General features: G+C 35.0%; 19 protein-coding genes. 8 read left to right on the forward strand and 11 right to left on the reverse strand.

From position 1 onward, the window contains the following. Positions 1 to 203: 203 nt before the first annotated feature. Positions 204 to 845 (reverse strand): response regulator, encoded by a 642-nt coding sequence (locus tag ACUXEY_RS18885; RefSeq protein ID WP_000590679.1) that lies wholly within the window; start codon positions 843 to 845, stop codon positions 204 to 206. Position 846: 1 nt separating this feature from the next. Then, positions 847 to 2,679, reverse strand: coding sequence for a GAF domain-containing sensor histidine kinase (locus ACUXEY_RS18890; RefSeq protein ID WP_000655905.1), 1,833 nt, complete (start codon positions 2,677 to 2,679; stop codon positions 847 to 849). A 403-nt stretch (positions 2,680 to 3,082) separates the two neighbouring features. Between ACUXEY_RS18890 and gerKA the strand changes: the two genes are divergently transcribed. Genes gerKA through gerKC form a run of 3 tightly spaced genes read left to right on the forward strand, consistent with a single transcriptional unit; the run spans position 3,083 to position 6,777 of the window. Then, positions 3,083 to 4,585: a spore germination protein GerKA gene (gerKA, locus tag ACUXEY_RS18895; protein ID WP_166704604.1), complete on the forward strand. Its 1,503-nt coding sequence runs from the start codon at positions 3,083 to 3,085 to the stop codon at positions 4,583 to 4,585. Further along, positions 4,566 to 5,672, forward strand: coding sequence for a GerAB/ArcD/ProY family transporter (locus tag ACUXEY_RS18900; RefSeq protein ID WP_087955431.1), 1,107 nt, complete (start codon positions 4,566 to 4,568; stop codon positions 5,670 to 5,672). The genes gerKA and ACUXEY_RS18900 overlap by 20 nt, the downstream gene beginning before the upstream one ends. Then, positions 5,653 to 6,777, forward strand: coding sequence for a spore germination protein GerKC (gerKC, locus tag ACUXEY_RS18905; RefSeq protein ID WP_087955432.1), 1,125 nt, complete (start codon positions 5,653 to 5,655; stop codon positions 6,775 to 6,777). The genes ACUXEY_RS18900 and gerKC overlap by 20 nt, the downstream gene beginning before the upstream one ends. Before the next feature lie 32 nt (positions 6,778 to 6,809). On the opposite strand, the gene treC is transcribed toward gerKC, so the two are convergent. The 3 genes from treC to treR all read right to left on the reverse strand — a co-directional run bounded on the left by treC (position 6,810) and on the right by treR (position 10,762). After that, positions 6,810 to 8,471 (reverse strand): alpha,alpha-phosphotrehalase, encoded by a 1,662-nt coding sequence (gene treC / locus ACUXEY_RS18910; protein WP_461301316.1) that lies wholly within the window; start codon positions 8,469 to 8,471, stop codon positions 6,810 to 6,812. A gap of 13 nt (positions 8,472 to 8,484) precedes the next feature. Beyond that, positions 8,485 to 9,912, reverse strand: coding sequence for a PTS system trehalose-specific EIIBC component (treP, locus tag ACUXEY_RS18915; protein WP_074615421.1), 1,428 nt, complete (start codon positions 9,910 to 9,912; stop codon positions 8,485 to 8,487). A 139-nt stretch (positions 9,913 to 10,051) separates the two neighbouring features. Then, complete coding sequence (gene treR, locus ACUXEY_RS18920; RefSeq protein ID WP_087955435.1) at positions 10,052 to 10,762, reverse strand: trehalose operon repressor; 711 nt, start codon at positions 10,760 to 10,762, stop codon at positions 10,052 to 10,054. Between the two features lie 450 nt (positions 10,763 to 11,212). Between treR and ACUXEY_RS18925 the strand changes: the two genes are divergently transcribed. Beyond that, positions 11,213 to 12,610, forward strand: coding sequence for an amino acid permease (locus ACUXEY_RS18925; protein ID WP_166704603.1), 1,398 nt, complete (start codon positions 11,213 to 11,215; stop codon positions 12,608 to 12,610). 30 nt (positions 12,611 to 12,640) lie between these two features. Here ACUXEY_RS18925 and ACUXEY_RS18930 read toward each other — a convergent pair whose 3' ends face one another. Further along, positions 12,641 to 14,344 carry a putative bifunctional diguanylate cyclase/phosphodiesterase gene (locus ACUXEY_RS18930; protein ID WP_461301317.1) on the reverse strand — a complete coding sequence of 568 codons (1,704 nt, stop codon included), beginning with the start codon at positions 14,342 to 14,344 and terminating at the stop codon, positions 12,641 to 12,643. A gap of 493 nt (positions 14,345 to 14,837) precedes the next feature. Further along, positions 14,838 to 15,191, reverse strand: coding sequence for a cobalt transporter (locus ACUXEY_RS18935; RefSeq protein WP_461301318.1), 354 nt, complete (start codon positions 15,189 to 15,191; stop codon positions 14,838 to 14,840). Between the two features lie 388 nt (positions 15,192 to 15,579). On the opposite strand from ACUXEY_RS18935, the gene ACUXEY_RS18940 reads away from it, so the two are divergent. From ACUXEY_RS18940 to ACUXEY_RS18950, 3 genes are all read left to right on the forward strand, one after another. Next, on the forward strand, positions 15,580 to 17,109 hold the full coding sequence (locus tag ACUXEY_RS18940; protein ID WP_166704600.1) for a cardiolipin synthase: 1,530 nt from the start codon (positions 15,580 to 15,582) through the stop codon (positions 17,107 to 17,109). A 127-nt stretch (positions 17,110 to 17,236) separates the two neighbouring features. Next, positions 17,237 to 18,130, forward strand: coding sequence for an ATP-binding protein (locus tag ACUXEY_RS18945; protein WP_461301319.1), 894 nt, complete (start codon positions 17,237 to 17,239; stop codon positions 18,128 to 18,130). Positions 18,131 to 18,133: 3 nt separating this feature from the next. Continuing rightward, positions 18,134 to 20,017 (forward strand): vWA domain-containing protein, encoded by a 1,884-nt coding sequence (locus ACUXEY_RS18950; protein ID WP_017560407.1) that lies wholly within the window; start codon positions 18,134 to 18,136, stop codon positions 20,015 to 20,017. 39 nt (positions 20,018 to 20,056) lie between these two features. On the opposite strand, the gene ACUXEY_RS18955 is transcribed toward ACUXEY_RS18950, so the two are convergent. The 4 genes from ACUXEY_RS18955 to ACUXEY_RS18970 all read right to left on the reverse strand — a co-directional run bounded on the left by ACUXEY_RS18955 (position 20,057) and on the right by ACUXEY_RS18970 (position 23,320). Beyond that, positions 20,057 to 20,479 carry an NUDIX hydrolase gene (locus ACUXEY_RS18955; protein ID WP_461301320.1) on the reverse strand — a complete coding sequence of 141 codons (423 nt, stop codon included), beginning with the start codon at positions 20,477 to 20,479 and terminating at the stop codon, positions 20,057 to 20,059. After that, complete coding sequence (pyrE, locus tag ACUXEY_RS18960) at positions 20,466 to 21,008, reverse strand: orotate phosphoribosyltransferase (RefSeq protein ID WP_461301321.1); 543 nt, start codon at positions 21,006 to 21,008, stop codon at positions 20,466 to 20,468. The genes ACUXEY_RS18955 and pyrE overlap by 14 nt, the downstream gene beginning before the upstream one ends. A 111-nt stretch (positions 21,009 to 21,119) precedes the next feature. After that, positions 21,120 to 22,085, reverse strand: coding sequence for an L-threonine 3-dehydrogenase (locus tag ACUXEY_RS18965; protein ID WP_461301322.1), 966 nt, complete (start codon positions 22,083 to 22,085; stop codon positions 21,120 to 21,122). 44 nt (positions 22,086 to 22,129) lie between these two features. After that, positions 22,130 to 23,320, reverse strand: a complete 1,191-nt coding sequence (locus ACUXEY_RS18970; protein WP_461301323.1) for a glycine C-acetyltransferase — start codon at positions 23,318 to 23,320, stop codon at positions 22,130 to 22,132. A 213-nt stretch (positions 23,321 to 23,533) separates the two neighbouring features. On the opposite strand from ACUXEY_RS18970, the gene ACUXEY_RS18975 reads away from it, so the two are divergent. Continuing rightward, a complete protein-coding gene (locus ACUXEY_RS18975; RefSeq protein WP_429602007.1) occupies positions 23,534 to 24,265 on the forward strand; it encodes a class I SAM-dependent methyltransferase in 732 nt (243 codons plus the stop codon). Positions 24,266 to 24,382 lie beyond the last annotated feature (117 nt).

A 24,382-nucleotide genomic window follows, 5' to 3' on the forward strand; every position in this document is an offset into this window, starting at 1 on the left:
ATTTTCATAAAATGAATTATTAATAGGATTAAAATGTAATTCTATATTTATTATTACACGTTCTGATTTTTCTGAAAATTGAACAAAAGGCGTATCTTTTTTCTAATGATTCTATGTCTACATAGTACAAAAGAACTATCTTGCTCTTTATTCTTTGTAATATAGAATAAAGAAACACGATAGTTCTTTTAAACATCTCTTATTTAATCCAACGGAACCAATTGATTTCGAACAGCATAGATCACCGCTTGCGACCGACTTTTCACATTTAGTTTTTTAAAAATTTTATTGATGTGAATTTTAACTGTTTTATCACTAATATACAGAGCTTCAGCAATTTCTTTATTACTAAGTCCTTTTACTAATTCAAAGAGAATTTCCTTTTCACGTTCCGTCAGTTCATTTTCATTTGATTCTACTTTCATTTTTTGCTGATGATATGTAATTAATTTTTTAGTCATACGCGGATGAATAACGGAATCACCTCGATATAACATCCGAATTGCTGCTACTACCTGCTCCGATGATGAATCTTTCAATAAATACCCATCAGCACCAGCCTGAAGTGCATCCATTAAATACTCATCATGCTCATACATTGTAAACACAAGTACTCGGCAATTCGGATAGTTTTTTTTCACCAACTCTGTAGCTTCAATACCATTTTTCCCCGGAAGATTAATATCCATCAAAATACAATCTGGTCTGCATGCTTCTACTTTTTCCAATACTCCGTCCCCAGAGCTAGCTTCTCCAACCACGTTCATATCAGATTCATCCTCTAGTATGCTCCGAATTGCGTCTCGTAAAAAAGCATGATCATCCACTACTAATATTTTAATCATTTTACGCACCCCTTGTTTGTAAATCTGGAATTAATAGTGTAATTTCTGTCCCTTTCCCTACAGAACTATCAATCTGTAAAGTAGCCCCTAATTGTTCAGCTTGTTCATTCATATGTAATATACCATAATGTGGCTCATTCTTCGTTTTAACCATAGACTCAAATAGCGAAAAACCAACCCCATTATCCTTAACCCTTAAAAGCACGTGCTCACTTTGATAGCTAAGTAAAACATCAGTCTTGTCTGCTTGTGCATGTTTTACAATGTTTTGCAAACTCTCTTGTAATGTATCAAAAATAACTCTTTCTTTTGAAAAGCTAAGCGCACGTGCATGACCTCTTTCATGATATGTAATATCTAGTTCATATTCTTGTTTTAAAGATTTTATTTTACTTGCTATCGCCTGTTTTAGCCCTAATTGTTGTGTCGGATATGGTTTTAAAGCATAAATAGAATAGCGAACTTCCCCTAAGCTTCCCCTTAAATCTTTTATGCTTTTCTCTACTATTTGCTGCATATCTATTGGTTTATCGCGATATTTTTTTTGTGCGGATTCTAATTGATATATCACCCCGGCCAATGTTTGCGCAATACCATCATGAATTTCGCGTGCTATTCTATTTCTTTCTTCTAAAATCATTCTTTTTTCTTGTTCAGAAATCAGTATCCTTGTTTTAACTACGTTAGCTAATTGGTTAGAAAATGTAGCTAACGACTGTACATCTTCCGGAAAAAAACCTGCAGTTCTACTTTTCCCTGCAACAAACATCCCAACTAGTTCACCATTTACAATAAGAGGAAAATACACAAGTGAGCGTATGACACTATCAAATATTTCATCTTCAGGAGCCGTACCAATTTTCCAATCATTAAATACTAGATTTTTAGAGAGTTCCTCAAACGCCTTGTTTTTTTCTGAATGATCAGAAATATGAGAGCGGACTTTCCCATCTTTTAATAGAATATTCCAGTTCTCATCATCTTTTGTCCATATTACATATGCTTGTATGCCGAAAAAACCTTTAAGTGCTTGTTTAATATGCTTCAAGTTTCCTCCTGTTAGTCCTCGACTAATTTCGGTCGTAATAAGAAATAGCTCATATAACCGCTCCTTCTCCATCCTTATCCTTACAGAAAAAGAACTAATAACTGAAGTTGCTACAAGTGGAAAAAAGAAAAACAGTACTGTAATCTCGTTTACTTCCACACTATATGTACTAATTAATACATGCATCAAGGCCGTATAAGAGAAACCAAAAGTTTCGCAAAGAAATACCGTTACAGTTTTTTTATACCACTGATAGATTGAATATGGCTGTGGAAGGAGTATCATTAACAAATCGTAAAAGCGGTTGTTAAAAAAACAAAAAAACACGCAAAATAATAATAAAGATATTAAATTTTCATACAGAACTGACATATCTATCTTGTTAATTAATAAGAGCATACATTTATTTGAAAACCATTCGGCCAAGATCAAACTAAGCGCATGCTGAGTACTATTAAATAACATTCTTTGTATTGGTGAACGACGATGCAGGTGAATAATTAACGTTACGAGTACAATAGCAATAATAGTTATATGGATTCCAAACTGCCAACTCATAGCGTAAATTATAGGAAAGGTAAGCGAGCTCGTTCCTCTCCAAAATCGTACAGGAAAATACTCTGTAATCCCCATAAATATTAATAACAATATTAGTATTGTTGAATGAGAAGGGATTTTAATTTCAAGTAAAGATATAGTTATAGTAATGAAACCAAGAAAAGAAATAAAATAAAGATAAGAACTAGCAATCTTTTCTCTCATAAAGATAGAATTTACATCCTTCAAAACAACCCCTTCTTTCTTTATAAAACTTCATTTTCTCTATTATCCAATAAAAAACCGGCACTGGCAAAATGGAAGAACCTCCACTAGCCAATCACCGGCTGTGTACTGCACCTAAAAGGCAAGACACAATACTATTATAAATCTCTTTTCTTAAATTTCCTATTCATCGAATGATGTAATTATATGTGCCGCTAGATTTACCCTCCTATAGTACAAAAGATATATATTAATATCGCTAATCTAATATACACTTTCTTCCCATTCTCCTAATTTTCATTTTCTTTAAGTATAGAAGATAACGCAACAGAACTTTCAAGCTACTTTCCCAAATAATCCAAGCATAAAATTCTCACAAAAAGCAAAAATTAACAGAAGTAACTTTATTCTAAAAGAGGTGGAAATTATGACAGAGCAAAAAGAACAGCAAGAAAGTAAAAACCAAAAGCATATGTTTCCATCACTTCCGGAAAATATGAATTACATTAAAAATAAACTCTGTCACTCAGATGATATAAAAAAATTAGATGTCCCTTTTCAAAACGGAAAAGGAACGATTATATATATTGAATCTTTAGCAGATCCAAATTTAATTCATCAATTAGCTCTTGAACCATTATTAACGCGGTCGGATTTGTCTTTAGATAAAGCTTTTTCTACGTTAAATATGAAAAAAGAAACGAATTTAAATTATGGAGTACAACTCTTATTACAAGGTAAATCCTTATATTTTCATGAACATGTCGATAGTTTTTGTATTTTCGAAACAGCTTTATCTTTAAAGAGAGATATAGCGGAGCCTGATAATGAAGGGATTGTGCGCGGTCCACATACTGGTTTTGTAGAGGATCTAGCAACTAATTTAAGCTCTATTCGTAAACTCATTAAGAGTCCAAATTTAGTTGTTAAGTATTTTACAATCGGTGAAGAAATGCACACGAAAGTGGCAATTGCTTATATGCAAAATATAGCGAATGACGATTTAGTTACAGAAGTGAAAAGAAGATTAGAAACGATTAAAACGGATGCACTTATGTCACCAGGATACATACAAGAATTTATAGAGGATACGTCTTTCTCGCCATTTCCGCAGCAATTAAATACAGAGCGTCCAGATAGAACTGTTGCTAATTTAATGGAAGGACGTGTTGCCATTTTATCTGACGGAGATCCAACAACGCTCATCGTACCTGTTACGTTATTCGCTTTTTATCAATCACCAGATGATTATAATAACCGTTGGATTGTCGGTTCTTTCATCCGAATGATTCGCTTAGTAAGTTTTTTAATTGCCTTTCTCTTGCCAGCTTTATATATTGCAACTGTCGCTTTTCATCCCGATGTGTTGCCGCTCGAACTTGTATATACGATTAAAGCTTCATTAGAGAAAGTACCTCTTCCTCCTATTTTTGAAGCTCTCTTAATGGAATTAATCTTTGAATTGTTACGAGAGGCTGGTATTCGCTTGCCGAGCCGCGTTGGACAAACAATCGGTATTGTAGGTGGTTTAGTAATTGGGGATGCAATTGTAAAAGCTGGGCTCGTTTCTTATACGATGATCATCGTAGTAGCTTTAACTGCAATCTCATCTTTTCTCGTTCCATCAAATGATATGAGTTCAGCAGTTCGGATTCTTCGTTTTCCATTAATGCTCCTTGCTGCCATATTCGGATATGTAGGAATATCATTCGGTCTCATTATAACTTTCGTTCACTTATGTCAGCTTCATTCATTTCATACACCATATCTTTCTCCTGTTGCCCCGATGCGGATTAAAGATATGAAAGATTCATTTGTAAGACTACCAATTTGGTCATTTTGGGAACGACCACATGATCCAAAACCGAAAAAAATGCAACGCCAACATGTAACGAGAGAGGATGAGGACGGTGACAAACACGCAAAGTAAAATTTCACTTGTTCAATTTACCTTTTTCGTTATTCAATGCCAAATTGGAGTCGGTATACTATCTCTACCTAACCGGCTTCATCCGATAGCAAAAGGTGGTGGATGGATTTCTGCACTCATCGCTGGATTGGCAATTCAACTTATCATTTTACTTATGTGGCTTTTCTTAAAACGATTTCCTGATGCAGATATGTATGAGAGTGTTTGTATGCTATTTGGTAATAAGTTTGGAAAACTATTAGGTTTTGCTTATGTTTTTTATTTTATCCTTATCGGTATGACGGTCATGTTAAATGTTTGTAATGTCATTAAAGTTTGGATATTACAAGCAACTCCGTGGTATGCCATTCTCATGCTATTTACAATAGCTTGTTGTTATGTAGCTTATAATACGTTTAAAGTCATCGTACGATTTTATGTCATGACCTCTATTCTCATTTTACCTATGGCGCTTTTAATTGCCCTAGGGCTTTCCCGAGCTGATTTTTCTTATATTTTTCCCATTACAGAGGCTGGATGGTGGAATATTATTCAAGCATCGAAAGAAACAATTACAGCTATGTATGGTTTTGAAATCTTTCTCATCGCATTTCCTAAAGTAAATGGGAGTTCTGTGGCAAAACTGAAGGCAATTTCTATCGCTAATGGATTTGTGACTCTCTTTTATGCTTTTACTGTTTGGATTTGCTTTATCGTATTTAGTCCAAAACAAATTGAACTTATCCCAGAACCAGTTGCTTACTTATTACGTTCCTTACATATCGGGATTATAGATCGAACTGATTTACTATTCATACCAATTTGGATGATAACTGTTGTAGCTTCTATTGCGAGTTATTATTACGCTGCTTCAATCGGAATTAGACATATATTCAATCTTGCTAATCATAAAAAAGCTGTTCCAATCGTTGGTATTATTGCTTTTAGTGTAGCCTTATTTATAGATACACCTGAAGAATTAAAAGTAATTGCAACTTTCACTGATAAGTTCACCTATACTTTCATCGTTGTCCTCCCTCTTTTATTTCTACTTTATTCAGTAATAAGAAAGAAGAAAGGAGAACAATATGTTCCAAAAAAGAGTTAAATTACTTTTTATATTATGTACTAGTTCCCTCCTTTCTGGCTGTTGGGATCAAGAACCATTAAGAGAAGCGAGATTAGCTTATAGTATTGGATCAGATATTACAGAAGAGAATAAACTCCAGCAAACAATCGAGCTCGTAAAAAGTTCAAACGGAGAACAATCTTCATTCGAGAATGAAATACATTCAGCAACCGGGCATAACATAAGGGATACAAGCGATGCCCTAAAAAAAAATGTGACTGGGAATATTCGCTATTTTAAATATGGTGTTCAATTACTAGGAACCAAAATTCTAAAAAAAGGTATACTACCCTATTTAGATGTCAGTTTTCGGGACCCAACAAATCCAACTGCTTTAGTAAAGCTTATTGCAGTAGATGGTGAAACGTCCGAGGTACTCGAAAAAAAGAAAGTAGGAAATTTATTAATTGGAGATTTTTTAAAGAAAAAAGTGAAAAGCTTAGAAGATATGAGTGTATTTCCAAAAGAAACTTTAGAAACAGCTGCTACAAAAATGTTAGATCCCGGTAAAGACTTTACCCTCCCTTCTATAAAAATAAAAGGAAAAGAAGTAGTTACAAACGGGTTAGCTTTATTTAACAATGATAAATTAACTGGGCATTTACCTTTGAAACAATCTGTTTTATTCGTGTTATTAACCGGAAAAATGGGAACAAGTGCCCGTATAACCCAAAAACTTACTAGCGATGAATCAGAGAAGACATCTGATTATTTAACAATGGAAATTAGCAATCGAAAGTTAAAACGAGACTTAAAAATAACAACAGATAAAAAAGGAAATGTTTATGCTCACATTAAGCTTCAATTAAAAGTTATAGCACTTGAAGCTCCGAGAGATAATCTTTACAAAATGGATGAAAGAAAAAAACTAAATAAAGAACTGTCTAAACAGCTTACGAAAGAAGCTAAAAAAATAACGAAAAATTTACAAAAGGCAAATTGTGATGCTTTCGGAATTGGTAGACACCTTATTGCATATCATCCTGACTTATGGAAGAAAAAAAATTGGAATAAAGATTATGCAAAAGTAAAATTCAAATCAGAAGTAGACGTAAATATTTTATATAGCGGTGTCTTAAAATAAAAAGGTTGTATGCCGCGTGGGCATACAACCTTTTATTTCGTATATCGATAGACAATTGATTCATATGGTCTTAAGTTGAGATTTGTAATATCCTTGCTTGAATCTTTATAGTTTGACAATAATACTTCTTGCTTCATTTCATCTAATTGAACATGAGATGGTACAGAATACGTTATTCCTTCTCCGTAGAAGTTATTTATAACGAGTAGTACTTCATTCTCTGTAGTACGAGTATATGCCCAAACCTTAGCATGATTTTCATCTAAAATAGCATATTCTCCTTCTGTAATAACATCATATGTTTTTCTTAGCTCGATTAGTTTTTTATAATGATAAAATACAGAATCTTTATCTTCTAATGCCTTCTCTACATTTATTTCTGTAAAGTTTTCAGCCACTGAAATCCAAGGTGTGCTTGTTGTAAAACCACTGTTCACCTCTTCATTCCACTGCATCGGAGTACGGGAGTTGTCACGAGATTTTTGTTTTAAAATCCCGATAATCTCTTCTTTTGATAGTCCTTCTTCTCGCTTGATATCGTATATATTTAACGATTCCACATCGCGATATTGCTCGATGGATTCGAATTTAGGATTTGTCATACCGATTTCTTCGCCTTGATAAATGTAAGGTGTGCCCTGCAACATATGCATAGCTGTCGCTAACATTTTCGCAGATTCATTTCGGTACGTTCTATCATCACCGAAGCGTGACACAATACGAGGCTGGTCATGATTACACCAAAATAACGCATTCCATCCCCCGCCCTTTTGCATTTCAATTTGCCAATTAGACATAATCTCTTTTAATTTAATGAAATCAAAATCCGCTTTCGTCCACTTATCTCCATTCGGATAATCTACTTTTAAATGATGAAAACTAAACGTCATACTTAATTCATTGCGCTCAGGGTTTGAATATTTAATACAATTATCAATTGTTGTAGATGACATTTCCCCAACTGTAATTACATCTTTCCCTTCAAAAACATTTCGGTTCATCTCTTGTAAATATTCATGAACACGCGGACCATCTGTATAATATTTACGTCCATCGCTTGTTGCCGTACTTCCGTCATCATTTAAAAACTGTTGATCTTTTGAAATTAAATTAATAACATCTAATCGGAATCCAGTTACCCCTTTATCAAGCCAAAAGCTCATCATTTCATACACTTCTTCACGAAGTTTTTCATTTTCCCAATTTAAATCAGCTTGCGTCTCATCAAATAGATGTAAAAAATATTGCTCTGTCTTCTCATCATATTTCCAAGCAGACCCGCCAAACTTAGATTGCCAATTATTTTTTTCATCACGCCAAATGTAATAATTACGATATGGACTATTTTTATCTTCCTTCGCTTCCTTAAACCACTTATGCCCCGTCGAACTATGATTTACAACGATATCCAGCATAATTTCAATGTTACGTGCCTTTGCTTCTTCTAAAAGCTCTTCAAACTCTTCCATCGTCCCGTAAGATGGATCAATGCTGTAGTAATCACTTACATCGTATCCATTATCATTTTGTGGTGATTGGTATATCGGTGTTAACCAAATATAATCTACTCCGAGTTCTTTTAAATAATCTAGTTTCTCTGTAACCCCTTTTATATCACCGGTTTCTTTATTGTAATAGCTATTAAAGCTCTTCGGATAAATTTGATAAACTACACTTTTATGCCAATCCTTCATGTTCAACTTCCTCCTACTTCTGTTTTACTCGTTTTGCAAATAACCACGTTAAAGTAAATGGGATTACAACTGCGATAACCATTCCGACAATAAACATCGGAATCGATTTCGGAATGATAGAAATAAATGCTGGTAATCCGCCAATTCCGATAGCAGGTGCTAATACACCATTTAACGTAATAAATATAGCTGCAATAGCCGATCCTATAATCGCTGCATAGAACGGGAATTTATTTCGTAAGTTCACACCAAACATAGCTGGTTCTGTAATACCGAAATATGCTGAGATTGCTGATGTAGATGCCATGCTTTTATCATTTTGATTTTTAGAAATCCAGAACATCGCAAGTGCCGCACTACCTTGCGCAATGTTAGAAAGGGCAATCATTGGCCAAATGAATGTACCACCGTGCTGTGCAATTAATTGTAAGTCGATAGCAATAAACATATGATGCATACCTGTAATTACGAGCGGTGCATATAATGCTCCAAACAATACTGCACCAACTACTGGTACTGTTTCATATACACCTACTAATCCAGCTGTTAATAAATCTCCAATATGACGTGTAACTGGACCAATAATTCCTAGTGCTAATACACCTGTTACGACAATCGTTGTAATTGGTACAACTAATAGTTGAATTGCATTTGGTACATGTTTCTTCAAGAAAATTTCCACTTTACTTAATACAAATGCAGCTACTAAAACCGGCAAGATTTGACCTTGATACCCTACCTTCTCAATTTGAAATAATCCTAAAATATCGAAGTACTCAATCTTTTGTCCGTCTAAACCAGTCGCTGCTTTTCCGTAATCCCACGCGTTTAATAAGGCTGGATGCACAAGCATTAATCCCATAACAATCCCTAATATCGGACTACCACCAAAACGTTTTGTTGCTGACCAACCGACAAGTGCTGGTAAGAATACGAATGCTGTATTAGCCATCATATTAATTAAATCCCAAAGCCCACTTAAGTTTGGATACACATCTAATAAATTTTTACCTTCAAAAAATAAGTCCTTCGCCCCTAATAGGTTGTTAATTCCCATTAGTAAACCAGCTGTTACGATTGCTGGTAATATTGGCATAAATACATCTGAAAATACTTTTACAAACTTTTGAGCTGGATTTAACTTTTGATTTCCAGAATCCTTTACGTCAGCTACTGTCGCTTCCTTCATACCTGCAAGCGTTATCAATTCAGCATATACTCGATCAACATCTCCTGGACCGATTACAATTTGGAATACCCCAGCGTTATGAAACGCTCCCTTCACTAATGAAACAGATTGTAATTTATCGTTATCTATTTTACTTTCATCTTTTAAAGCGATACGGAGTCTCGTTACACAGTGTGCAGCTTGTTCAATATTGTCTTTCCCACCAATATACTGCAACACTTCCTCTGCTGTTTTACGATAGTCTTTCCCCATATTCCCGTCCCTCTTTTCTTTTTTTGATACCGTTTACAATTACATATTAACTCGTATATATAAGTTAGTCAACACTCGTATATACGAGTTTGTATTTTTTTATAAAAAAAGAGATGAAACGTTACTACGTTCCATCTCCTTATTTTCTCCGCGCCACATCTGAAAAATGAAAAATATCTAATCGATGGCGGGATTCTGTATATTCAAACTGACTTCCATCATAAAAATGCGTAAAGTTTTTCACAACGACAACATAATCTGTTCCATTTAAATCTAAATACTTTCTATCGTCCTCTGTACATGGCTGCACTTCAATTACCCTCTGTGAGTAACTAATATGAAGACCTAGTTCTTTCTCAATGTATTTATAAATGGACTCCGCTGCAATTTCACTCGTTAATCCAGGAATATATTCCGATACAAAATGATTAATATCCAAAATTACTTTTTCTCCATCAATATTTCGTACGCGTTTAATATGATCTATTTCTGTTTTCTCTTTCACATTTAATAGCTTTGCAACCTCTTTTGTCGCGTTTACTTTCTCCATTTCCACGACTTCTGTAATACAATGGCGTCCTAAACGTTCATTTTCTTCTTGGAAGCTTACAATACCACCAAAGTTAAATTCAATGTTTTTTCGCTTTAAAACAAAGACACCTTTTCCATGTATTTTTTGAACATATCCACGCTCTTGTAATAAATCTACAGCTTTTCTTACCGTACCGCGGCTCGCTTCATACTGCTTCATTAATTCAGTTTCTGATGGGATTTTGCATCCCTCTTTTAATTGTTTATTATCAATAGACTTGCTGATTGCTGTATAAATTTGTTCATACTTACTCATCATCTACAATAGCCCCTTGTCACCTTCTAATTCTATATGTATTATACCACGCTACACTCTTCTGCCAATCTCTCACTTATTTTCCAGTATAGGAAAAATACAGGTAAATATTTAATCTCTAAAACGTATTTTTATAAAAATTTTTATATTTTTCTTTTCATTCAAAAAAACATGTAGTATACTAGCTTCAAAATCAGAGGAGAAAGGGAGCAAAGAACTATGCTTACTTATACAACAATTGTAGTTACATTTGCACAAAAACATCATCATCATACGTAACCCTTGAAACCTAGCGGAAAAATTACGCGTAGGTACAAGGGTTATTCCCGTTGTACCTACGCTTTGGCGAAGAGCCATGTAGGTATTTTTTATCTACATGGCTCTTTTTTTATTGCCAAAAAGCTAGTAAAAAATGATGTTTAAGCAAAACTTACTACAAAGGAGTTAACAAAAATGGAAACGAAAAAATGGGGATTATGGATTTTAACAGCTTTTGTAATCGGAAATATGGTTGGCGGTGGCGTATTTATGCTCCCAGCAAATTTAGCACAAGTATCAGGTCCAATGGGTTCTACACTTGCATGGAGTATTACAGGTCTTGGCGTATTTATGATTGCACTCGTATTTGGAAATTTAGCAGTTCGCAAACCAGAATTAAAGGCAGGACCACAAAGTTACGCTCGAGCAATGTTCCCTTCAAAAAAAGCGGGTAAAGTTGCAGGATATAGTATGGCATGGGGCTATTGGGCTGCGAACTGGGCTGCAACAGCATCTGTTATTATTTCCTTTGCTGGATATTTATCAACATTCTTTCCAGTTTTACAAAGTAAGCAAATTCTCTTTTCAATCAACGGATTTTCACTAGAAATCGGAAAAGGATTAACTTTCCTCGTATGTAGCCTTATGTTATGGGGAATTCAATATATTCTTTCTCAAAATATTGACCGAGCTGGAAATATGAATCTTCTTGCTACCATTGCAAAGATTATTGGATTTACAATGTTTATTGTAATTACGTTATTCATTTTCAATGCATCTAATTTCGGAGACGGTCAAACATTTATGAATGAAGCAGGACAATCCATTTCTTTAGGTGGCCAAATTAATTCAGCTGCTATTGCAACACTTTGGGCGTTTATCGGTATTGAATCAGCAGTTATGCTTTCTAATCGTGCAAAATCTCAGCGCGATGTAAAAAAAGCTACCATTTTCGGATTAATTATCGCTCTTCTTATTTACATGTCAATTACTCTACTTACAATGGGCGCTCTCCCGCAAGATGCTTTAAAAGAGTCTCAAAAACCATTAGTAGACGCGTTAAATTTAGCAATTGGCAATAAAGGCGCATATATAATGGCTTTACTTGCACTTGTATCTTTATTTGGATCTACAGTTGGCTGGATCGTTGTTAGTTCAGAAGTACCTTATCAGGCTGCAAAGAATGGACTTTTCCCTAAGTTTTTCGCGAAAACAAACAAAAAAGGTAGTCCTTCAAAATCATTATTTATTACAAATGTGATGACGCAGATTTTCTTGTTCTCAACGATTTCTGGTACCGTGTCAGAAGCTTATAATTTCGCTATCGTTGTAGCAACATTAGCTTATTTAATTCCATACCTTGTTTCTACGCTGTACCAATTCAAACTGGTTATTACAGGAGAAACGTACGATATAATGCCTGGCTCTCGATTAAAGGATGGGATTATTACTACATTAGCATTTGTATACTCTATTTGGGTTATCAAAACCGGAACTGCTGATTTAAAAACGTTCTTCTTAGGAATCGGATTGTTCGTATTAGGCCTTATTCTTTATCCAGTATTAATGAAGGACTCACAAAAAATAAATTAAAAAAGAGAAGCTACCGGCTTCTCTTTTTTATTAAAAATCTGTAATCAATTTTTCTTTTAACTCTCCTACAGATAAAGGTTTCGAATAATAAAACCCTTGTACGTAATCACAGCCCATAGATTGTAATAAACTTTCTTGCTCTACTGTCTCTACCCCTTCAGCAACTACTGCTAAATGTAAGCTATGGGCAATTTCAATAACAGATTTTACAATCGTTCGCTCTGGCTGTGCATGATCATAATGAAATTCACGAATAAAATTACGATCAATTTTTACTATGTCCAGTGGTAATTGTTTTAAATAATATAAGGAAGAATAGCCCGTTCCGAAGTCATCTAAGGCAATTAATATACCCATATTTCTTAATTCTTGTAATGTAGCAATAATATAATCAAAATGTCGAACAGCAATGCTTTCCGTTATTTCTAAAATTAAACGATTTGGCGGAAAGCCAGTTCTCCTCAAAATGCTACGTACAGATAAAATAAAACGCTTTTGCATTAATTGTTGTATGGATAAATTCACAGATAACTTTAGTCCGTCTTGATACTCTGGCAATGTTTTAAACAAGCGACATGACTTTTCTAATACCCAGTCCCCTAATTTTATAATAAGTCCAGATTCTTCAGCTACTGGAATAAATTCGCCTGGCGAAATCGGCCCCTCTTCTGTCGAACAACGTGCTAAAGCCTCAATACCAGTATATTTTTTCGTTTTCAAATCAATAATAGGCTGCAGCGCCACATCTAACTCTTCATCACGAATTGCCTTTTGCAAAGCAAATTCAATTTTCATTCTACGATTTATTTTCGCACGTAACTCATCTGTAAAGAAACACGCGGCATTTCTACCTTGTTCTTTCGCACTGTACATAGCTAAATCCGAATTTTTCAATAGCGTTTCCACATCTTGTCCATCTTGCGGATATGAGCAAAGTCCTAGACTAGCTGAAATGTATACTTCATGCCCTTCAAGCATGAATGGTGCCTGAAAACACGACAATACAGATGTCGCTAGCTGCCTCATTTCATCTTGCGTATGATTTTTTGTTAACAGCACAAATTCGTCGCCCCCCAGCCTAGCCAGAACATCTTTCTCTCCTAGCACATAATGCAACCGTGAAGCAACTTCGCTTAAAAGTAAATCCCCTATCATATGACCTAACGTATCATTTACAAATTTAAAACGATCTAAATCAAAGTAAATCATACCAAATTCTTTTTTGCCTGCAATCATCTCGTTGACAGTCGTTATTAACTGTAGTCGGTTCGGCAAACTCGTTAAAGCATCATGATACGCAAGCTCCCTATAACGGCTTTCGCTTAAACGCAACCTCTGTTCTGCTTCTTTCCTACTACTAATATCATTTCGGATCGCAATAAATTGATATGGCTCTCCTTTTTCATTTAAAAATGGAACAATTGTTGTTTTAACCCAATAATATGTCCCATCTTTTGCTCGATTTCGAATTTCACCTCTCCATACTTTTCCGCTCAAAATACGCTTCCAAAGAACTTGAAAAAATGTTTTCGGGTGATGTCCTGAATTTAAAATACGATGATCTTTCCCTATTAACTCTTCTCGTGGATATTTAGATATTTCACAAAACTTATCATTTACATATGTAATAAGACCATTTCGGTCTGTAATCGCAACAATTGAAGACTCATCTAATGCTAACTTTAAATCTCGCAATGAAGAGCCATATAATGCATGACCTCTTTGTTCTAGCATGCGCATCTCTCCTTGCTTCCTATCTGACTAAAACACAACTTGTTTCTTTTCATAGAAATAGAGACATTTCATTTCCTAATAATCGTCCTTTACATAAATCACATTTTGAAATATGCCGATTAAAATAACATAATATTATTTGTAATAAAAAGCAATATAATACCGTTTCAATTATAAATAGTTGTTTCTTATCGCTATAATTAGCTTACCTTATTATAGCTTCTTCATTCTCTTACATACCTTTATAACTAGCTCTATACAACACTAGTTTCCTACTAATTCTACTTACATCTAACCTCTTTACTTTACTAGCGAAATAGACATTTGAGCACACTATACAACTATTCACGAATAATAATATAAAAATTAAAATTAGTATATATGTTTTAAAATTACAATAACAAAATATTAACATATTTTCACCTTTATTTTGGAAATATTTTATAAATAAATACTTTATTAAACTAAAAAAGAGGAAAGCCTCCTTTTTAGTTTAATACGGATATGTTATTTGTTGATAACCCGGATATGGCGTTGGATATGGTACTGGGTATGGCGCTGGATAGGTTACTGGGTACGGTGCTGGATAGTAGCCTCCACCTGCTGCACCCGTTAACGCGCCAGCTGTAAGCCCACCTAACACACCTCCAGCAAAACTTCCTGGGAAAAAACCACCGCCCCATGAGCCGCCACCCCAGCCCCATCCGCCTCCATGATGGTGGTGATGATCATGGTGATTGTGTCCTCCATGGTGATTGTGTCCTCCATGGTGGTGATGTCCGCCATTATGATGGTGACCTCCATGATTATGACGATAATACAATCCGTTATTTTCTATATAACTCATGTTTCCCCTCTCCTTTTCCATATTCTCATCTTACTAGGTATTGTATGAATAGTACGGACCTAGTTGGTAACCTATATTAAGAAGAATCTGAATAATACGAATAACCATATCTTTGGCTTCATCATGCACCTGCTACAATTCTAGAATATGGTTATCCCCCTTCCTATATATAACAGGCAACGGTTTTGTCCCTCTTACACTGTTTATTAGCCAGCAAGTAGCGAGATAATAACGTAACAATATACTATATGTAGGACAAATGCGGAAAGAATGGGGAAAATGTCTATATTTTGTAAAAAAAATAAAACACTTTATAATAAGAATGTCGGATTATACCTTTTTATATAAAAAGTTTATATTTAAGAAAGATTAGAGGAATTTTATAGAAATGAAGAAGCCTATCGTTCAATTATTGTTAATATTTGTAATTATATCTATCGTTCTTTTCCTATTAAATACATCGTTTATTTCTTTATATACATTTGTCGGTGCCCTATGGTCTATTACAATCGTAGGAATTTCATTCGTTATTTTTATCGAAAATAGGTCTCCTCAAAGCACCTTAGCTTGGTTTTTAGTATTAGCACTTCTTCCCGTTATAGGGGTGCTTTTATACTCTATTTTCGGTCGTAGCCGTTGGAGAAGAAAAAAACATCTCCATCGTTCAGAAGAGCAAAGAAAATTATTCCGTGAAATATTAGAAGGAAGACGAGTAGAATTATCACTCACAGTCCCCTTACATGAACGTTCTACACATTTAACAAAAGTCGTGCAAAAATTTGGAGGCGGACCTGTCGCAGATAAAACAACTACAAAGCTTTTAACCAATGGTGATCAAACATTCTCAGAAATTTTGCAAGCTATCGAGCGAGCAAAAGATCATATACATATTCAATACTATATTTATAAATCTGATGAAATTGGTACAAAGGTTCGAGATGCTTTAATCAAAAAAGCAAAAGACGGTGTTATTGTACGCTTCCTTTATGATGGCCTCGGAAGTAACACTTTAAGAAGACGATTTTTACAACCTATGAAAGAAGCTGGTATTGAAATTGTAGAATTTGATCCCATTTTTTCAGCTTGGTTACTTGAAACTGTCAATTATCGTAACCATCGTAAAATTGTCATTGTAGATGGAGAAATTGGTTTTACTGGAGGTCTCAATGTCGGTGATGAATACCTTGGCCGTTCAAAGAAGTTTCCCGTTTGGCGTGATAGTCATTTAAAAATAGAAGGAAAAGCGTTATATAAATTACAAGCAATCTTTCTAGAGGACTGGCTCTATGCATCTAGTGGTTTGAATACTTATTCCTGGGATCAATTTATGAATAGACAATACTTCCCAGGTAAAGAAATTTCAAATGCAGAAGGCGCTGTGCAAATTGTAGCGAGCGGACCAAGCTCAGATGATAAAAGCATTCGCAATACATTATTAGCTGTTATGGGATCTGCAAAAAAATCGATTTGGATCGCTACACCATACTTTATTCCAGATCAAGAAACTTTAACATTATTACGTTTAAGTGCAATATCTGGCATAGATGTACGCATTTTATATCCTGGTAAAAGTGATAGTATTATTAGTGACCAAGCATCCCAGTCCTACTTCACTCCACTTTTAAAAGCCGGTGCCTCCATTTACAGTTATAAAGATGGTTTTATGCATGCAAAAATTGTACTTGTTGATGATCAAATCGCTACAATCGGAACAGCAAATATGGACGTACGAAGCTTTGAATTAAATTATGAACTTATTAGCGTACTATATGAATCAGAAACCGTTCATGATATAAAACGTGATTTTGAAAATGACTTTAATCATTCCACTGAAATTAAATGGAACGCATTCCAAAAAAGAAGTATCAAAAAACGAATATTAGAGTCTTTCATGCGACTCATTTCTCCTTTACTGTAAGCAATCAATATAATATTGATTGCTTTTTCTTTTGCATTTCTCCCCTTTCCTTTTCTTTGCATACCATATTAAAACAAGTTATCATAAGATGTATTACTTTATGAAAATAATGTTAGGTGGGAAATACATGTTAGAACAATTTCATATACATGCTGATTTAAAACAACAGCTTTCTACAATTCACGAAAAGAATAAGCAAGAAGCCGGTGAAAATGCACATTTAATTGGAAAGAAAATATATAAAGCATCTGATAACAGCATTATTGAAGATGCCATTACAGCACTTCTTCTTGGCAAAAACATTCTATTAAAAGGGCCGACTGGTAGTGGTAAAACGGTACTAGCTGAAACTCTTTCTTCTTTATTCCAAAAACCAATGCATAGCATTAACTGTTCTGTTGACCTAGATGTAGAAGGTATTTTAGGATACAACACACTACAAACGAAAGATGGCGCATCTGAAGTTACATTCGTTAACGGTCCTCTTATGAAAGCAATGAAGAGCGGTCATTTCCTATATATTGATGAAATCAATATGGCAAAACCTGAAACGTTACCACTTCTTCACGGTGCATTAGATTACCGTAAAATGATTACTAATCCATTTACACAAGAAGTTGTATACGGTGATGACGAGTATCGTGTAATCGCAGCAATTAACGAAGGTTACGTTGGTACAAGTGAACTAAACGAAGCGTTAAAAAACCGTTTCGTTATTATTGAAGTTCCTTACATTCAAGGTGATACATTAAAAGAACTATTATTAGCAGAATCAAAATTAAAAGATACTGCAACAATTGAAAAATTCGTTGCGTTTGCAAGCGACCTTATGCCTTTAGCTCGTGATGGACGTGTAAGTGAAGAAGCAGCAAGTATTCGTGGCATTATCGACGCATGTGATTTAGGTGTATATATTCCTGTTATGCGTGCAATTGAACGTAGTATTATCGCAAAATTAAACGATGAAACAGAACAAATGACTGTCCGTGAATTAGCAGAAAGTTATTTCTTTGAGGGATAATTCATGAGACAAATTTTTAGTGACAAAAAAATTGATGCGTCGCTGTTTCTACAAATGGAAAACTTAATGTATGCTCTTCTAAAAGAAGACGATGCCTACCTTGAGTATGGCTATAAAGCATACTACGACGAAATTGAAAAAAAGGTTGTCATTAGTCACTTTTGGGATGATCGAAAAGAAGAGGATACAGTAATCGGATTAAAAAGCGAAGTGTTTTTAAAAGCACTTGGTAATAAACATTACTCGGACATGACTTTAATTCGTTCTTATGCGATTGAATTACAAGAATCACCCTTAAAAAAGTTTTTAACACAATTATTTGTTCTACTAGAAGATTTACGTGTTGAGGAAATCGTAAAAAACTTACGCCCTGGCACAAAGCATGTTTTTAAAAGAAGAAAAGAAATGTATCGCAATTACTTTGGTTCACAAAATGAAATCAATCGTGTTCGTAACTATCACGGTGATCGTCTATTTTGTCTCTGCTATCTTTCATTAACGAGCGATAAATATGAAATGTTTAATAATGAATATTTCGAGCAAATTGAAGCAATTTTGCATGAAACATTCCAAGCTCGTAATACGGAAGATATTATGTATATCGTCGAGAAAATTCGCTATCGCTTAGAAGAGCTCCTTGAAAGTGATATGCTGAACAATTATTTCGGACATGCTCCGCTCTACTTATCTGTTATTGCAGACGAAAAGAACTGTCGCGTCGAAGATTTAGCAAATGATGATACACAACTTATAGATGACGATGAAAATAAAAACAAAATGGATGAAAGTTTCTCTACATGGCATCGTGAAAATAAAAATAACGAAAACGAGAACTTTTTACGCTTTGAATTAGAAAGCGGAACAAAAACAAACATGATGGGCGATACTGCTCGTGAATCAGAAGATGGCGACCAAGCACTTGGTTCTGTACAAGGTACTTCTCAAAAGAGTACACAATCCAACTTTGATGGCGCCGATACAGAAGAAGCAAGAGCTTCACATGCTTCTAGCCAAAACGAAGGTGCATACGGTAAGTATAACGTTGGTGCTTCTCATACATTTAAAGAAGCTCGCAAAGCAAATACCGATGAGAAAAAAGATTACCAAGCTATCAAATCAGTCGTTAATAAAGATGTAAAAGAATTAAAGAAAATTATCGAAAAAACGATTGAAAATAAAACGAATGCAAATAGTGATAAATATTACGGAAGACTTCGTAAAAAATTCCTTCGTATTTATACTGAAAAGCAGCCGCGCATGTTTTATAAAAAAGGGCAAGAATCACAAGAACTCGACGTTGCATTCCAATTACTAGTGGACTGCTCTGGTTCTATGTATAACAAAATGGAAGAAACGAAAAAGAGTGTGGTCCTATTCCATGAAGCATTGAAATCTTTAAAAATCCCGCACGCTATTAGCGGATTTTGGGAAGATGCTTCTAGTGCCAAGCCTGAAGATAAGCCGAACGTTATCCATGAAGTTGTAACGTATAAAAACTCAACGTTACCAAACGTTGGTCCCGAAATTATGCAGCTTCGTGAAGAAGAAGATAACCGCGACGGATATATTATTCGTATCGTTTCTGAAAAGCTTGCGAAAAGACCAGAAAAGCATAAATTCTTACTTGTCTTTACAGACGGTGAACCTTCTGCGCTAGACTATCAACAAGATGGTATTTTAGATACGCATGAAGCTGTCAAACTTGCTCGTAAAAGTGGTATGGAAGTAATCGGAATCTTCATCGAAGAAGGCGAAGCGAAAGAAGCAACTTATCAATTAATGAAGAACATTTATAACCACCACTTCTTAGTTGCAAATCACGCTGAAGATTTACGTTTAAAGATTAAACCATTATTGAAAAAGTTATTACTGAAGACGATTGAATAGAAAAACAGGAGCGTTGTCGCTCCTGTTTTTTTCTTTCAATCACTTTGTTTCTGGTTGAAACTTATATGGAATGGCTACTTCTAATAATGCCTCGAATCCTCCATCGTAGAATGGGAATCGTTCATTTGCGATCGTTCGATCCACCCACTCTATTGCAGAAATTTCTTCTTCATCTTTCGCAATAAGTTCACCTTTTACTACATTTGCTCGGAATGTAAACAATAGCGCATGATTCCCTGATTCTTCAAAGAATTTTTCATTGATCGCAACAAGTCCATTTGCCACAGCCGTTAAACCTGTCTCTTCTTTTACTTCCCTTACTAGAGCTTCCTCTAACGTTTCACCCTTTTCAACAGCCCCGCCTGGCAATGACCAAACGTTTTGTTCTGCGTTATGTACCATTAATACTTTATCCGTTTCTTCATCATGTATTAGTGCATATACGACGTCAACTCTTTGCATGTTCCTTTTCTCCTTCAATTAACTCATCCATTGTAAATAAGGAATTTAGTTGTAAGCCATCTTCTAATAAGTTTTCTCTTCCCTCTTTCGTTCGTTCAATCACGCCTAGAACATGATGTACTTTCGCACCCAGTTCTCTTAAATCTTTCTTGCTTAATAATATTTGACCACCTGTCGTAATAACATCCTCAACAACACAAACATTTTTACCAGCAATATTAACGCCTTCTGCTAACTTACATGTACCGTACTTCTTCGCTTCTTTTCTTACAAATACAACTGGTATACCTGTTTGTAAAGATAATGCTGTTGCTACTGGAATTCCTCCCATTTCTAAACCTGCGAGTACTTCTGTATCAGGAGGAATGAGCTCTTTCAATTGTTTAGCAATTTCTAATAACAGTACTGGATTAGATTCAAATAAGTACTTATCAAAGTATTGATTTGATACTTGTCCCGATCGAAGTTTAAATGTTCCCGTTAAACGTGACGTATTGTAAATTTCCTTTGCTAACTCCCATTTCTCCATTGTATCTCTCCCCTTTATGCACAAATTATCTCATTCTATCACACTTGTAATTATTTGTATATCCCTAAAATACAAATAAAAGGGCCGATTCCTAAGAATCGACCCTTCCTATTAATTCATCACTAACTCAGCTGTGAGCTTTTTTTTTAACTTAGCCAACATGTCCGTTGTCATTTTGTCTAAATCATATTCTGCTTTAAAGCCCCACTCTTTCATTGCTGCTGTTGCATCAATAGAGTTTGGCCAGCTATCAGCGATTGTTTGACGAGCAGGATCTACAGCGTAATCCATTGTAAACGTCGGAATGTGTTTACGAATGGATGCTGCGATTTGCTCTGGCTCAAAGCTCATTGCTGTAATATTGAACGCGTTTCTATGCACAAGTTTACTTGGATCAGCTTCCATTAATGAAATGATCGCTTGTAAAGCATCTGGCATATACATCATATCCATGTATGTTCCTTCTGCAATGTATGAGGTGTATGTGCCTTTTTTAATTGCCTCATAATAAATTTCAACTGCATAGTCAGTTGTTCCGCCTCCTGGAGGAGCTACGTAAGAAATTAAACCTGGGAAACGTACACCGCGCGTATCAACGCCAAATTTTTGATGATAATAATCACATAATAATTCTCCTGCTACTTTGTTTACCCCATACATCGTAGTAGGACGCTGAATTGTATCTTGTGGCGTATTATCTTTCGGCGTTGATGGACCGAATGCACCGATAGAACTTGGCGTGAAAAACTTACAGTTTAATTCACGAGCTGCTTCTAATGCATTTACAAGTCCGCCCATATTTAAATTCCATGCAAATAACGGATTTTTTTCTGCTGTTGCTGAAAGTAAAGCTGCTAAATGAATAATTGTATCTACTTCATTACACTTTGCGATACCATGTAGTTTTTGTCCATCTGTTACATCTAACGTTTCAAATGGACCAGACGTTACTACTTCACTATCTGTTTCACGAATATCTGTTGCAATAACATTTGATGCACCGTATACATCACGAAGTTTCATTACTAGTTCAGAACCAATTTGCCCTAAAGAACCGGTTACTAGAATTTTTTTCATTTTCCCCACTCCTCATTTGCAAGCTATTCAAAAGATGCCCTTACTTAAATGATGCCCATTTCTTTCCCTACTTTTTCATACTTACGAATTGCTTCATCTAACATTTCTTTCGTATGAGCTGCTGTAGGCATGTTACGAACGCGGCCTGTTCCTTTAGCTACAGTTGGGAACACGATAGATTTTGCGTATACGCCTTCTTCATTTAGACGTTTACTAAATTCTTGTGTTAACACTTCGTCGCCAATAATACAAGGTGTAATTGGCGTTTCACTTTCTCCGATGTTAAAGCCAAGTTCTTTTAACCCTTGTTTTAAATAGCGACCATTTTCCCATAAACGATCATGTAATTCTGTGCTTTCCATTAAAATTTCAATTGATCGCATACATGCAGCTGCATCAGCTGGTGTTAATGCTGTAGAGAATAAGAATGGACGTGAACGAACTTTTAACCAGTCAATTAAGTTTTGTTTCCCTGCTACATATCCACCAATTACCCCAATTGCTTTTGATAATGTACCAATTTGGAAATCAACTTTATCAGATAGACCGAAATGCTTTACAGTTCCTGCACCTTTTCCAAGTACACCTGAACCGTGTGCATCGTCTACATATGTCATTAAATCTAATTCTTCTGCAATCTCAACAATTTCTGGTAATTTCGCAACATCTCCATCCATTGAGAAGACACCGTCTGTAATTACCATTAATTTATTGTAAAGACCTGATTCTTTCGCCGCGATTGCTTTTTGGCGTAAATCTCCCATATCCGAATGTTTATAAACAATAATTTTTGCTTTTGATAGACGACTACCATCAATAATAGAAGCATGGTTTAATTCGTCTGAAAGAATCGCATCGTTTTTATCCATAACGGCTGAAATCGCTGCCATATTACAGTTAAATCCTGATTGGTAAGCAATTGCTGCTTCTGTATGTTTAAACTTTGCAATTGTCTCTTCTAATTTAATATGCAAATCTAAAGTACCGTTAATTGTACGAACAGCTCCTGCTCCAACACCGTACTTATGAATAGCACCAATTGCTGCTTCTTGCAAACGGCTATCTGTTGCTAATCCAAGATAGTTGTTTGAAGATAAGTTAATATATTCTTTTCCGCCAATTGTAATGATCGGTCCATTTGAACTCTCAAGCGGATCAATTACGTTATAAAGCCCCTTTGATTTTAAATCCTCTAAATTTTCTTCTAAAAATTTCGCAAGTGTTTTACTAGACATTGTGAAGCCTCCCATCGTTCATGTAAGCGAATTATTGTCTTAATAGTTCCAATAATCCCTCTACTAGCTTAACACGTTTTCAGAATTTATTATAGAAAAATAGTTTAAAGTAACCGCTTACAATTCTAGATTATATATGATTCATTACAAGAAATCTATCATTTACTTTTCATATTTGGTAGAATAAAAAAAATATTTAAGGGGGCTTCAATCATGGCATTTACTGAATCTGATGTATATAATAACGAAGCATTTTTTGAACAATATATGAAACGAAGATACCGAGAAAATAGCCCAAATGAATCACTTGAAAAACCAGCCTTCTTTCAACTCATTGGTGATGTTAAAGGAAAGCAAATCCTCGATTTAGGCTGTGGCGACGCTAAATTTGGCAAAGAATTATTAGAGAATGGCTGCCACTCTTACACTGGTATTGAAGGCTCCGAACTTATGTATGAAAAAGCTCAAAAACAACTAGAAAATAAAAATGGGACCGTCCATTTTTTAAACCTCAAAGACTACACATACCCTCCTGCTACTTTTGATTTAGTAACATCTAGACTCGCCTTACATTATATCGAACATCTTCCTATCATTTTTCAAAATGTGTACCAAACTTTAAAAACAAATGGAACCTTTACTTTTAGTATTCAACACCCTATTATTACGTCTTCATTTGAAAGCTTGCAAACGAGCGGAAAAAGAACGAGCTGGCTCGTCGATGATTATTTTAAAACAGGAAAACGCGTTGAGCCTTGGATTGATCAAGAAGTTATTAAATATCATCGTACAACGGAAGAATATTTCACATTGTTACAACAAGCTGGATTTACGATTACAAATATAAAAGAAGCTACACCAAATCAAACTTATTTTCAGAGCGAAGAAGAATATGAACGACGTTTACGAATTCCTCTCTTCCTCTTATTCTCTTGCCGAAAATAAAAAAGACGATGAATTCTCATCGTCAGGCTGTGGAGAAAGTCTTCTCCACAGCCTATTTTTGTGTCTGAACCTCTTTTTATGTGTCAACACTGATAAAAAAGAGGAAAAGGAGAGATT

The sequence above is a fragment of the Bacillus sp. F9_6S_D1_P_5 genome (assembly GCF_054823925.1).

Bases quoted from the DNA above. Each gene is read 5' to 3' on its own strand.
- pyrE (WP_461301321.1), bottom strand. From the start codon at position 21,008: ATGGAGAAATGGGAGTTAGCAAAGGAAATTTACAATACGTCACGTTTA.
- ACUXEY_RS18945 (WP_461301319.1), top strand. From the start codon at position 17,237: ATGTTAGAACAATTTCATATACATGCTGATTTAAAACAACAGCTTTCT.
- ACUXEY_RS18950 (WP_017560407.1), top strand. From the start codon at position 18,134: ATGAGACAAATTTTTAGTGACAAAAAAATTGATGCGTCGCTGTTTCTA.
- gerKC (WP_087955432.1), top strand. From the start codon at position 5,653: ATGTTCCAAAAAAGAGTTAAATTACTTTTTATATTATGTACTAGTTCC.
- ACUXEY_RS18970 (WP_461301323.1), bottom strand. From the start codon at position 23,320: ATGTCTAGTAAAACACTTGCGAAATTTTTAGAAGAAAATTTAGAGGAT.
- ACUXEY_RS18955 (WP_461301320.1), bottom strand. From the start codon at position 20,479: ATGCAAAGAGTTGACGTCGTATATGCACTAATACATGATGAAGAAACG.
- treC (WP_461301316.1), bottom strand. From the start codon at position 8,471: ATGAAGGATTGGCATAAAAGTGTAGTTTATCAAATTTATCCGAAGAGC.
- gerKA (WP_166704604.1), top strand. From the start codon at position 3,083: ATGACAGAGCAAAAAGAACAGCAAGAAAGTAAAAACCAAAAGCATATG.
- ACUXEY_RS18925 (WP_166704603.1), top strand. From the start codon at position 11,213: ATGGAAACGAAAAAATGGGGATTATGGATTTTAACAGCTTTTGTAATC.
- ACUXEY_RS18930 (WP_461301317.1), bottom strand. From the start codon at position 14,344: ATGCTAGAACAAAGAGGTCATGCATTATATGGCTCTTCATTGCGAGAT.
- treR (WP_087955435.1), bottom strand. From the start codon at position 10,762: ATGATGAGTAAGTATGAACAAATTTATACAGCAATCAGCAAGTCTATT.
- ACUXEY_RS18965 (WP_461301322.1), bottom strand. From the start codon at position 22,085: ATGAAAAAAATTCTAGTAACCGGTTCTTTAGGGCAAATTGGTTCTGAA.
- ACUXEY_RS18975 (WP_429602007.1), top strand. From the start codon at position 23,534: ATGGCATTTACTGAATCTGATGTATATAATAACGAAGCATTTTTTGAA.
- ACUXEY_RS18885 (WP_000590679.1), bottom strand. From the start codon at position 845: ATGATTAAAATATTAGTAGTGGATGATCATGCTTTTTTACGAGACGCA.
- treP (WP_074615421.1), bottom strand. From the start codon at position 9,912: ATGGGGAAAGACTATCGTAAAACAGCAGAGGAAGTGTTGCAGTATATT.
- ACUXEY_RS18935 (WP_461301318.1), bottom strand. From the start codon at position 15,191: ATGAGTTATATAGAAAATAACGGATTGTATTATCGTCATAATCATGGA.
- ACUXEY_RS18940 (WP_166704600.1), top strand. From the start codon at position 15,580: ATGAAGAAGCCTATCGTTCAATTATTGTTAATATTTGTAATTATATCT.